The sequence below is a fragment of the Bacillus sp. FAU20 genome, assembly GCF_056033865.1.
This window is the reverse complement of sequence record NZ_JBVYHY010000027.1, coordinates 335161-347295: the sequence shown is the minus strand read 5'-3', so window position 1 is coordinate 347295 and position 12135 is coordinate 335161. Positions and strand designations below refer to the sequence as shown.

The 12135-nt window shown below is 37.2% G+C and carries 10 protein-coding genes and 1 pseudogene; all 11 read right to left on the bottom strand.

Annotated elements, in window-relative coordinates; translation table 11 throughout:
- Positions 1-8: 8 nt before the first annotated feature.
- Positions 9-221 (bottom strand): annotated as a pseudogene (locus tag AC0OM3_RS27390) (hypothetical protein); the annotation flags it as partial.
- Between the two features lie 428 nt (positions 222-649).
- Complete coding sequence (gene inhA2 / locus AC0OM3_RS27385) at positions 650-3049, bottom strand: M6 family metalloprotease immune inhibitor InhA2 (protein WP_474213271.1); 2400 nt, start codon at positions 3047-3049, stop codon at positions 650-652.
- Between the two features lie 382 nt (positions 3050-3431).
- Positions 3432-4079, bottom strand: coding sequence for a fructose-6-phosphate aldolase (gene fsa, locus AC0OM3_RS27380; RefSeq protein WP_000667661.1), 648 nt, complete (start codon positions 4077-4079; stop codon positions 3432-3434).
- Between the two features lie 34 nt (positions 4080-4113).
- Positions 4114-5040: a ribose ABC transporter substrate-binding protein RbsB gene (gene rbsB, locus AC0OM3_RS27375; RefSeq protein WP_000758971.1), complete on the bottom strand. Its 927-nt coding sequence runs from the start codon at positions 5038-5040 to the stop codon at positions 4114-4116.
- A gap of 14 nt (positions 5041-5054) precedes the next feature.
- Positions 5055-5990 carry an ABC transporter permease subunit gene (locus AC0OM3_RS27370; RefSeq protein ID WP_001074641.1) on the bottom strand — a complete coding sequence of 312 codons (936 nt, stop codon included), beginning with the start codon at positions 5988-5990 and terminating at the stop codon, positions 5055-5057.
- 2 nt (positions 5991-5992) lie between these two features.
- On the bottom strand, positions 5993-7477 hold the full coding sequence (gene rbsA, locus AC0OM3_RS27365) for a ribose ABC transporter ATP-binding protein RbsA (RefSeq protein WP_061883779.1): 1485 nt from the start codon (positions 7475-7477) through the stop codon (positions 5993-5995).
- Between the two features lie 18 nt (positions 7478-7495).
- Positions 7496-7891 (bottom strand): D-ribose pyranase, encoded by a 396-nt coding sequence (gene rbsD, locus AC0OM3_RS27360; RefSeq protein ID WP_000716135.1) that lies wholly within the window; start codon positions 7889-7891, stop codon positions 7496-7498.
- Positions 7888-8784, bottom strand: coding sequence for a ribokinase (rbsK, locus tag AC0OM3_RS27355; protein WP_061883778.1), 897 nt, complete (start codon positions 8782-8784; stop codon positions 7888-7890). The genes rbsD and rbsK overlap by 4 nt, the downstream gene beginning before the upstream one ends.
- A 13-nt stretch (positions 8785-8797) precedes the next feature.
- Complete coding sequence (rbsR, locus tag AC0OM3_RS27350; RefSeq protein WP_000104057.1) at positions 8798-9769, bottom strand: ribose operon transcriptional repressor RbsR; 972 nt, start codon at positions 9767-9769, stop codon at positions 8798-8800.
- A 137-nt stretch (positions 9770-9906) separates the two neighbouring features.
- Entirely contained in the window at positions 9907-11520 is a 1614-nt protein-coding gene (locus AC0OM3_RS27345; protein WP_000437640.1) for an MDR family MFS transporter, read from the bottom strand.
- A 19-nt stretch (positions 11521-11539) separates the two neighbouring features.
- Complete coding sequence (locus AC0OM3_RS27340; protein ID WP_001132366.1) at positions 11540-11998, bottom strand: MarR family winged helix-turn-helix transcriptional regulator; 459 nt, start codon at positions 11996-11998, stop codon at positions 11540-11542.
- Between the last annotated feature and the right edge of the window lie 137 nt (positions 11999-12135).

Sequence of the window (12135 nt, the reverse complement as noted above, 5' to 3'; positions counted from 1 at the left end):
TGTCTTTTTTAAAATGCATATTGATATAATCCGTAATATAATGGAAGCGTTGGAATAATGCCAATTAATTTAAATATAAAAGGTAATGGCTCATCTCGCTCTTCATATAAACGAAAAACAAAAACTGCAGTTAAAGTCCAAATGACGCTAAACAAGAAGATACATTTCCAAACAATCGAGGTTAATATTTGTATATCAAATACAAAACCAAAGAGCCCTATCGAATAGAACTCTTTTTGCTCAATATATTACTTTTGTGTATAACCAAATAACAATGTAAATAAATTGAGCCGTAAAGGCAATAATACATCTCTTCTTTTAAACAGAAAGTTTATAAATACTGACGATACTTCGACAATTTCCTCGGAAATATTTCCTTTCCTCACATAATTTGATACACTACACATGAATAAACACTTGTATTACATAAAGTGAAACTTTAATCAGTGGGGGGTTGTTCATCCCCACTGATTATTAGTTGAACCAATCGGGCTTTTACGGGCAGTTGATCTCCCACCTAATTTCTTTACTTCCGCTGAATTTTGAGGTGGGGATCTTACTGACCGTTAATGCGGGATAAACTAAAATAATAACTTACTGTACAAATTAAAAAGCACACTCTTCATATGAAGAATGTGCTTTTATGTTATTAACGTTTAATCCAAACAGCGCCTGCCGATTTATCTTCTGCCTGTCCAACAACTTGGAATTTAAGTCCAAGGTTTGGAACTTTTCTTCCTGCGTCTGCAATTTGCTTGTTACTATATACTTTTGAATCATCAAAAGTTGTAACACCTTGTAATCCAGAATAGTTAAACTGACCACGTGTTAATGAATTTACACTCCATGCTGGTGTTTTATCAAATGAAAATGCAGCATCTGCAATTTGCATGCCCGTATTACCGTATGCTGGTTTGCCGTTTAAATTACCAACTAGCGCTTCTGGATGAGAGTCAACAACACCAAGGAATCCTTCACCTGGATGCATCCCAACCCAGTTATCTTTGAAACTATCATCTGCATACCAAACGACAAGACCTGTATTATACACTGGACCTTTTCCTGCTTTTAAACCATTATCTGATCCCGCATAGTTTCTCCACTCTAAGTAGTAATAATGAGCTTTCTTCTCTGTCCCATCAGAAACAACAAAACCATTTAAATTCATTTTAGACTGTCCTTCTGCATCATCAGAAAATACAACTTGTCCATCAACAGTTACATTTACATTGTCCATCGCAAAACCTTTATATGTTACAGCCGGATCTGTAATATAGTCGAATTGTAGTTTCACTTTTTTGCCTTTAAATTGACTTAAATCATATGATTTATCAATCCATTTCCCATCTGTTGTATCTTTATCTCCTTGGACTACTTTTTCTCCAAGTCTATCAATTAATGTTTTCGTTCCATCTTCTGTTACTGCATGTACTTCGACGAAATCGCACTCTGCTTCTAACTCATAATTTGCTTTATAATCGAATTTTGCATTTGTTCCTTTCGTTAAATCAAAGAATGGTGTCTCTAACGTTGTATGCATATCATCGCCTCTTGTACTATAATATGCATGCTTTCCAAACTCCGGTTTAATCGTTTCAACACTTTTACCTGGTAAGTTAACACGTACAACGCCGGGACGATTTGATTTCGTAACACTTTGATCAATATATGTAGGAACTCCCACACCACTCTTAATTTTATCGTAATCTACTTCTAATATTTTTGCCCAGTTGCCACCCATATTCTTTTGTAAGAAGTCTTTATTTTGTGGTGAAAAACTAGTCGGCTCTGTTCCTGCGATTTTCCCTGTCCAACTACCTCCACTCATTAATGACCAAGCTTCGACTGGTGAACCATTTCCAGTATATTTCGTGTCATATTCATCTGGTAATCCAAGATCATGTCCAAATTCATGCGCAAACACACCTACAGCTCCATCTTCTGGTTCAATTGTGTAATCATGTGCTGCTACTTTTCCACCAAAGTAATCTACCTTTGATTTTGTACCTTCAATCGCTACTGGATCTACTGCTAATTTTGAACGATGTGACCAGATCGCATCATCACCTAATTTACCGCCACCAGCTTCTTGACCAACACCAGCATGGATTACCATTAAATGATCAATTACACCGTCAGGTTCGTTTTGATTCCCATCCCCGTTTGTATCATATCTATCAAACTGATCAAACTGAGATAAATCTAGTCCTTTCTCAGCAGCTGCATGCAAAGCTTCTTTCACTAAATCACGTGCACCTTTCGGACCTTTATTATCGTGACCACTGCTACCATCAGCTCCATAATCAGATGCTTTTCCTGGAACTGTTAGCCACTCCGTTACATATCCGTCTGTCGTATAACTACCACCAGACTGCTCTTCATAGTATTGTTTAAACGTTTTTACTTTTGAACCATCAAATAATGTATAAGGCTCCTTACCGAACAACATCTTTTGATAATGTTCTCTACTGAAGTCTTTCGAATACATATAACCTGGTGTTTGATCAATATTATTATGTTTATAATCACTAAATTCAACGAGTAGCACTAATACTTTATCCGATCGAACAGATCCTTTATATGGAGCTTGCTTTGCTTTTGAAGTTGGAACTTGCCCATTCAATTGCTTTTTATTTGGTTCTGGCTTTTGCTCAAGGCTAACATTTTTTTCAGTCTTTTTTACATTTTCCTTTTCTTCCATCTTTTTCTCTTTTACTTTTTTTGTGAAATCAGACGTTTCTTGTGAGTGAGCATCTGGAAGAATTTCTTTGTTCGCCTGATCTCCTTGTTTCTTTTCAATATATTGCTCGACAGCCTTTTTCGTCTCTTCTTTAGAAGATGCTGGATTAATTGTTCCTCTTTCTTTCAAAGCTTCCGCTAAACGATCTTCTTGAATTAAATTGTAATCAATTGGCGTTGTAGACACATTCTCTTTCTCTTTTGCTGGCGTTTCTGCATATGCTAACGGCGCACTCATTACAGATGTGCATCCGATAATTGCTGCAATTGCTAATGATGACAACACTCTAAATGGGGCTTTTCTTCTCATTCCATTTCTCTCCTTTTATAAAACTTAAAATTCAGATAAATCTGTGCATTTTTGTCGAAATCTCTGTTTACTACCCTCCCTATATAAAAAGACATAATTCTATAAACATTAAACTTTCTGTTATAGAATCATGCCCTCCAGTTTTCTGGTCAGACCCTCTATCTGTTTATCCCTTGGTTTAACTAATAATCAGTGTGGTGATGAACAAAGCCCCCACTGATTAAAGTTCCACTTTATATCGAAATATGAAAAATAAAGAGTTATGTGATATATATTAAATATCTTATATAACAAATTTAAAAGACAATATGCAAAATTGCATGAAAATTCTTTTAAATAAAAAAGAATCCTAGTCAATTAAACTAGGATTCTTGATTTTCTATTATTTCTCTTGTGTTTTTTCCCAATCAGCTAAGAATTTCTCAATTCCTTGATCTGTTAATGGGTGCTTCACTAATGAAGCAATTACGTTTGCTGGGATTGTTGCAATATGTGCACCGTTTAATGCTGCGTCAGTTACGTGAACACTGTGACGTACAGATGCTGCAATGATTTCTGTTTCGATGCCATGAATCGCAAAGATTTCTGCGATTTGACGAATTAAGTCCATACCGTTATGACCGATATCGTCTAAGCGACCTAAGAATGGTGAAACGTATGTTGCACCAGCACGAGCTGCAAGTAACGCTTGAACTGCTGAGAATACTAATGTAACGTTTGTACGAATTCCTAAGTCAGAGAATGCTTTTACTGCTTTTAAACCTTCTGTTGTCATTGGAACTTTTACAACAACGTTTGGAGCAATTTTCGCTAATTCTTTTCCTTCTTCAATCATTTTATCAGCTTCTAAGCTAATTACTTCTGCACTTACAGGACCTTCTACAACGTTGCAAATTTCACGAATGCGCTCGTGAAAATCTACGCCTTCTTTTGCTACAAGTGATGGATTTGTCGTTACTCCAGCTAATACGCCTAATGCATTTGCCTCTTTAATTTCGTTAATGTTTGCTGTATCAATAAAGAATTTCATTTGTTGTTCTTCCTTCCTAATTTTCATTTTATATTTATTTATTTTTCTTAATAAGCTCTAATTCAATCGGAATAGATTTGTCCACTTTTTTACCTTGTGTTATCTCTTTTGCTGTTTGCATCGCCTTCTCTCCGATTAATTCTGGTTTTTGAGCGACTGTTGCAGCCATACGCCCATCATTAACCGCTTTCACAGCATCTTCTGTTGCATCAAATCCAACAACGACTACATCCGTTTTTCCAGCAGACTTCAATGCTTCAAGTGCACCTAATGCCATCTCGTCGTTATGCGCAAACACGGCTTTAATATCGCTATTTGCTTGCAAAATGTTTTCCATAACAGATAATCCTTTCGCTCTATCAAAATCAGCCGCTTGTTTGGCAACTACTTGTAAAGACTTATCGGCTACGTTATGGAATCCTTTCCCACGTTCACGAGCAGCAGACGATCCAGGGATTCCTTCTAACTCAGCAACGTTTGCTCCATCGCCGACTAATTCACGAATGTAATCACTAGCCATTTGACCACCTTCGATATTATTAGATGCAATGTGAGAAACAACCTTACCTGAATTCGCAACGCGGTCTACTGTAATAACAGGAACATTCGCTGCATTTGCCGCACTTACTGCTGAAGCAACAGCATCTGAATCGGTCGGATTAATAACAACTACATCGACACCCTTTTGAATTAAATCTTCAACATCGTTCGTTTGCTTTGCTGCATCATTTTGTGCATCAACAGCAATCAATTCGATGCCGCTATCTTTCGCTTTCTTTTCTGCACCCTTTTTCAAAGTTACAAAGAAGGGATTATTTAAAGTTGAAACAGAGAATCCAACTTTAATAGTTTTATTTCGACCTTTATCGCTAGAATCCTTTGCCCATTCTGGTGGTTCCATTGAACAACCAGCAGTAATGACCATAATACATGCAACGAGTATAAGTAACCATTTCTTCATGAACTGTCCCTCCATTACGCTTCTTTTCGGCGATCAATTAATACAGCTAGTAAGATTACAAGTCCTTTTACAACTTGTTGGAAGAAAGAAGATACACCTAATAAATTTAAACCGTTATTTAGTACACCGATAATAAGTACACCGATGAATGTACCAACAATCCATCCTCTTCCCCCAGAAAGACTTGTTCCACCTAATACAACTGCTGCAATTGCATCTAATTCATAAGAAGTACCTGCAGTCGGCTGTGCAGAATCTAATCGTGATGTTAAGACAATACCTGCAAGCGCTGCCAAAATTCCGGAAAGACCGTAAATCATTACTTTAATTCTCGTAACATTAATACCTGATAGTGCTGCTGCTTCTTCATTTCCACCAATTGCAAATGTACGGCGACCAAATGTCGTTTTCTTCAAAATGAAGTACAGTACTGCGAAAGCGATCATCATTGTAACAGCTGGTACAGGAATACCAAGAAAATAACCGCGGCCAAACATCTGGAACATTAAATGATCACCAAGACCAGTGATCGGACGTCCGTCCATATAAACAAGCGTCAACCCACGAAAAATAGTCATTGTTGCTAAAGTTGCAATAAATGGAGCTACTTTTCCTTTCGCAATGATGATACCGTTTACAATTCCCATTACAAGACCTGCTAATAGTCCAACTGCCATTGCAAGGAACGGATCCATGCCACTTGCCATCATTCCAGCAACAAGTGCACTTGATAATGCTAAAATAGAACCTACCGATAAGTCAATACCCCCTGTTAAAATTACGAAGGTCATTCCGAATGCAATAAGCGCATTAATCGATACTTGACGCAGTATATTAAATAAATTTGGAATTTCAATAAACGCTGGATTTAAAGCTGTAATTACGACGATAATTAATACTAAACCGATTAAAGAACCGAGTTGTTGTAATACATTCCCCTTCTTAGCCATCCTTACTCTCCCCCTGTAGCTAGTGCCATAATAGACTCTTGTGATGCCTCATCTTTCCCTAAAATGCCGCGGACTTTTCCTTCATGAATAACAAGAACTCGATCACTCATCCCTAAAACTTCCGGAAGCTCAGATGATACCATAATAACGGCATCGCCTTGCTCTGTAAGCTTATTCATAATAGAGTAAATTTCTTTTTTCGCTCCAACATCAACACCTCTTGTTGGCTCATCTAAAATGAGTAATTGCGGATGAATGCCTAACCATTTTGCGATTACAATCTTTTGCTGATTTCCACCAGAAAGAGATTTCACTGCCTGCTCTCCGCTAGATGCTTTCACATTAAGAAGCTTCATCATATCCTCTGTAAACTGTTGTTCTAGCTCGTTGCTTAGAACACTTCCCTTTGAAAGACTTTCTAAATTCGGTAAAGCTAAATTTTCTCGAATTGAAAAATCTAGCACTAATCCTTCAGACTTTCTATCTTCTGTAATAAAAGCAATTCTTTGTCTAATTGCATCTATTGGACTATCAATCTTTACTTCTTGTCCATTTATAAAAATTTGTCCAGAGTCTAAAGGTTCATAACCAAATATCGCTTTCATAATATCAGTGCGACCAGCCCCCATCAAACCAGCTACACCAAGGATTTCACCTTTCCTCACTTGAAACGAAACATTTTCAAATTTCCCTTTCTTCGTTCCGTTACGCATTTCAAAAATGATATCACCAATTTGACTATTTCGCTCTGGGTAACGTTCACCAATGCTGCGCCCCACCATCATACTCACTACTTCATCAAATGATGTTTCTGGAATTAATCTCTTTCCCACGTATTCTCCATCACGCAAAATCGTAATAGCATCACATATTGAGAAAATCTCTTCCATACGATGCGAAATGTACACGAATGAAACACCTTCTTTACGTAACTTATTAATTACTGTAAAGAGCGTTTCGATTTCACGATCCGTCAGTGCCGCAGTAGGTTCATCCATAATAATAACGCTCGCGTTTGTCATTAATGCTTTCGCAATTTCGATAATTTGCTGTTGTCCAACCGATAATTCCTCTGCTAACATAGCGCCTCTTACATGCAATCCTAGCTCTGCTAGTTGTTGCTGCGCAATCGCGTTCATTTGTCGAGTGCGTAAAATACCTGTTTTCCCATACATTAACTCTTTACCGAGAAACATATTTTCAGCTACTGTTAAATTCGGCAATATGTTTAGTTCTTGATGTATAAATGCGATGCCGTACTCTTCAGCTTCTTTCGCATTTTTAAAGGTCCGCTCTTGCCCATCAATCGTGATCGTCCCACCATCTTTTTTATATACACCTGTTAAAATCTTCATGAGCGTTGATTTACCCGCTCCATTTTCCCCCATCAATGCATGAACTTCTCCTGTTTCAATCATAAACTGTGCATTCTTCAAAACAGGATTGCCATTGAACGCTTTTGAAATATTTTTCATTTCAATATGCATTCTCATCACTTCCCTTTATTAAAAAATCACGCCTGCATGTAAAATTATATTTGCATAAGGCGTAGCCTCACCTGTACGAATAATCGCCTTCGCTTTCTTTGTATGCTCTTTAAATTGTTCATGAGATACATACTCAAATGCTGGCTCTATTAATTTCTGCTCGATTTCTTTATTTACTTCTGCATTCTTTATAATGACTTCTTCTGCTAACGTCACTTTTTCAATTGCCATATCATCAGCTACAACTTGTAACACCTCTAAAAAACTCGGTTTTCCAATCTCAACAGCTAAATCAATTCGTTTTACTCCATCCGGAATCGGTAACCCGCAATCAGCAATTACAACCATATCTGTATGCCCAAGTGAAGCAAGGACTGCCGCGATTTCACTGTTTAATACACCATGCTTTTTCATCCAACAATCACCTGCACTTCACGTACTCGATCTCTCGTTGGCATACCGCCCTGTGCTCCAAGTTTTGTTACAGAAAGACCACCAGCAATATTCGCGAAACGAATTGCTTTTTGAAGTGTCTCTCCTTCAGAAAGTGCAACTGCTAGCGCACCATTAAATGTATCACCAGCTCCAGTTGTATCCACTACATCAACAGCAATGCTAGGAACATGTACAATCTCTGTTCCATTATGGAAACGGACACCTTTAGAACCTTCTGTCATCAATAATTTATTTGGATACTTCGCCAATAAATCTTCAATTGGTGATGTAAAATCATCTAATACGATGCGGCACTCATGTTCATTTGGCGTAATATAAGTTGCTTTTTCTAAAATATCTTCTGATAAAACTTGTGCTGGCGCTGGATTCAACATAACAGGAATGTTATGTTCCTCACAAATAGCTAATACATATTTTACTGTTTCAAGTGGAATTTCCAGTTGAAGAACAACCATATCCGCTTTTACAAGAAGGTCTTTGGAGCGATCTACCACTGACTTGTTTACAAAAGCATTTGCCCCTTGTACGACAACGATACTGTTATCTTCTTCTGCTAAAACGATATGAGCAATTCCTGTCGTTCTATCTGTAACCGGTACCACATAATCGATAAAAACGCGTTCGTCCTCTAAATTTTTTCTAACTACTGTTCCATAATCATCATTTCCTACGGCTCCAACCATTGCTACATTTGCTCCTAACCTAGCTGCAGCAACTGCTTGGTTTGCCCCTTTCCCTCCTGGGATTGTATGAAACTCTTCACCAATTACTGTTTCTCCTGCTTTCGGCCGTTTCTTTGAAACAGCCACTAAGTCCATTGAAATGCTTCCTACTACTGCAATATTTGGCATCTGTTTCATCTCCTTACTTCGTTGTATTTCGTTCTATAATTTCAATCGGTAAACGATAGTGTTTCTCTTCTAATGTATTTCCTTCCATTTGCTCTAGCAACAACTCTGTTGCAATTTTCCCCATTTCATATATCGGTTGTGCAACTGTTGTAATAGATGGATACATCATTTCCGTTAAAGAAATTCCATCAAATCCGATAATTTGTAAATCATCTGGAATGGCAATCCCCTTTTGAAGTGCAGCCTTTACAATACCAATCGCAATTAAATCATTCCCAGCAACAATACCATCAATATGCGGGTATTCTTCTAATAATTCCATCGCTACACGCTCACTATTTGCTGGATCAAACGTACTCTCTGCAATCATATACGAAAGATTATTTTGCGTAATAACGTCTACAAAACCTTCAAAGCGTTCATTTGCAGTACTCACATCACGTGGACCGCGAATATGTGCAATATGTTTACATCCTTTATCTAGTAACAACTTTGTCGCAGCCTGACTTCCTGCATAGTTATCTGCATATACAGTAGGAATACGCTCATTAAACATACGGTCAATCGCAACAACTGGAACAGATACATTCATGTAATTAACACTATTTTGTGGATTCGTTGCTACAATAAATCCATCTACATTATTTTGTCTAAGCACATCAATATATTGTTTCTCTTTTTCTAAACTTTCATCAGAGTTACAAAGGACAACTGTGTAACCTTGTTTATGTGCTACATCTTCTACGGCACGTGCAACTTCCGGAAAGAATGGATTCACGATATTTGGAACAACTAAGCCAATTAAACGAGACTTTTTATTATACAGTGAACGCGCTACTGTACTAGGCTTATAATCTAACATCTCAATTGCACGTTCTACCTTTTTTAATGTATCTTCGTGAACATATCCATTTTTATTTAGAACTCTGGAAACGGTCGCAACAGATACTCCCGCTAATTTCGCAACGTCTTTGATCGTACTCATTCTCTTTTCTCCTCACTTCATGTAACCGTTTACAGAAAATAATATAACGTATTTCTAAAAATACGTCAATCATTTCTCACTAAAAAGCTTTTAAGGTTATACTCAAAGAAGCACCGCCATAAGGCGATGCTTCTTCATTATGAGTATGATACAGTTTTTTCTTTTTCTTCTACAGCAGGCTCTTCAGCATCTTTTTTACGATCTGATAGTTTAATTTTTTGTAAGAAAATCGTAAAGATGGCACCTACTACGATAAATACTAATCCTGTTAAGAATACAGTATGAAGCGAGTCTACTAAAGAGTTTTTCAAAATAGGTACAATGCTGTTAGCGAACGCTTCTGGCATTTGTTTTAATGCCTCTGGGCTAAATAGCATCGAATATAAACCTTGTGGATCTGTGTGAATCATATCTTTAAATTTCGTTACCATTTGACCCGCTTCTTTCGGGAATGTATCTAATACAGGTACTAAATTCTTTGTTAATGTCGTACCTGAAGTGTTATTCATAATTGATCCTAAAATTGTAATACCAAATGTACCACCGATTTGTCGGAAGAACTGACTTGATGATGTTACAACACCAAGGTCTTTTTTCGGGAAGCTTTCTTGTAACGCTAATGTTAATGTCGGCATTACAAGACCCATTCCTAAACCGATAACCATCATATAAGAAGTAGCTGTAAGCTTCGTTGTGTGCATATCCATCGTTGTTAATAACCAGAAACCACCGGCCATAATAAGCATACCTGCGATAATTTGTGGTTTTACACCAACTTTTAATACAAGTTGCCCACCGATAATACTCATCACAATCATTGTAATCATCATTGGGGTCATAATTGTTCCTGATTCAGCAGCACTTACTCCTACAATACCTTGCATGAAGAATGGTACGAACATAATCGCGCCGAACATTCCAATACTCATAAAGAATCCAATCGCATTCAGTATTGTAAATGTGCGATTTTTAAAGAAATGCATTGGTAAAATTGGCTCTTCAGCTTTCGTTTCAACGATAACAAAGCTAACAATACCAATTACAGCTAGTGCAAATAAACCGATAATTTGCCAAGAATCCCATGCATAATCTTTTCCGCCAAACGTTAGCGCAAGTAATAAACTTACAACACCGAGAATCATCGTAAAGATTCCAGCGATATCAATTTTAATTGGTCCTGTTTGTTTATGCGATTTTAATCCCATTGCAATAAAGATTGTTGCTAAAATACCAACCGGTAAGTTAATGTAGAATACCCATCTCCAGTTCACTGCATCTACAATCCAACCACCAACTTGTGGTCCAATTACAGAAGCAAGGCCGTATAACGCACCAAAAATACCTTGCCATTTTGCACGTTCTTTCCCCGTGAACATATCTCCAATAATAATCATAGCCATTGGCATCATAATACCGCCACCAAGACCTTGAATACCACGGAAAATAATTAATTCTGTCATACCATTTGCCATACCACATAACGCCGAACCAATCATGAAAATAACTAGCCCTGTTATATATACGTTACGACGACCAAGTAAATCCGCTAATTTACCTGCAATTGGTACAACTGTCGTTGATGTTAACATATAAGCTGTTGTTAACCATGTCATTAAACTTAATCCACCTAGGTCACCGACGATACGTGGCATTGCTGTACCAACAATTGTTCCATCTAATGCAGCAAATAGCATCGCGATAATTAAACCGATTAACAACAACTTTCTATTTTGATTTTCTTGTTGCTCCATGTAATCTCCTCAATTCCTCTTAGTTATTCTCTTTTTTCTCTTGTGTCCCACAAATAATGGTTTCTAACTTCTCAAAGAGACGTAATAAATCTTCTCTTTCTTGCAACTCTAAATGTGAAAAGTATTTTGCAATATGCTCGTTACGAGCTGTCATTGCCTCTTCTACTCTAGATTTCCCCTTTTTCGTTAACTCGATGATGACAACGCGACGGTCATCTTTGTCGTGATAGCGTTCTACAAGTTCTTGATCGATTAGACGATCAATCATCACTGTAATCGCGCTAGGCTTCACATACATCTTTTTCGCTAATGTTGTCGCTCTTGAAGCCCCATAATGATCTAAAATCTTTAAAATATAAAACTGCGGTGGTGTAAGTCCTGTCGCTTGCATTTGTTCTAATAACTCCGTCTGCATTTTCTTTCCAATCGAAAAGGCAAGAGCTTGAATTTTATCGATATGCGTCATATCATTTGGCATGTTATCCACCTCTTATTTAAACAATAAAATATTTAATGTATTTAAATATTAATCCCACGAACAAAATCCGTCAATACTTTTATTCATAAAAACGTTTACATTTTTGTCACAAAGTTGTATAATTTTCGACGAAGTTA

Excerpts from the sequence above, each read along its gene's own strand:
- inhA2 (WP_474213271.1), bottom strand. The coding sequence starts at position 3,049 with ATGAGAAGAAAAGCCCCATTTAGAGTGTTGTCATCATTAGCAATTGCA.
- fsa (WP_000667661.1), bottom strand. The coding sequence starts at position 4,079 with ATGAAATTCTTTATTGATACAGCAAACATTAACGAAATTAAAGAGGCA.
- rbsB (WP_000758971.1), bottom strand. The coding sequence starts at position 5,040 with ATGAAGAAATGGTTACTTATACTCGTTGCATGTATTATGGTCATTACT.
- AC0OM3_RS27370 (WP_001074641.1), bottom strand. The coding sequence starts at position 5,990 with ATGGCTAAGAAGGGGAATGTATTACAACAACTCGGTTCTTTAATCGGT.
- rbsA (WP_061883779.1), bottom strand. The coding sequence starts at position 7,477 with ATGCATATTGAAATGAAAAATATTTCAAAAGCGTTCAATGGCAATCCT.
- rbsD (WP_000716135.1), bottom strand. The coding sequence starts at position 7,891 with ATGAAAAAGCATGGTGTATTAAACAGTGAAATCGCGGCAGTCCTTGCT.
- rbsK (WP_061883778.1), bottom strand. The coding sequence starts at position 8,784 with ATGCCAAATATTGCAGTAGTAGGAAGCATTTCAATGGACTTAGTGGCT.
- rbsR (WP_000104057.1), bottom strand. The coding sequence starts at position 9,769 with ATGAGTACGATCAAAGACGTTGCGAAATTAGCGGGAGTATCTGTTGCG.
- AC0OM3_RS27345 (WP_000437640.1), bottom strand. The coding sequence starts at position 11,520 with ATGGAGCAACAAGAAAATCAAAATAGAAAGTTGTTGTTAATCGGTTTA.
- AC0OM3_RS27340 (WP_001132366.1), bottom strand. The coding sequence starts at position 11,998 with ATGCCAAATGATATGACGCATATCGATAAAATTCAAGCTCTTGCCTTT.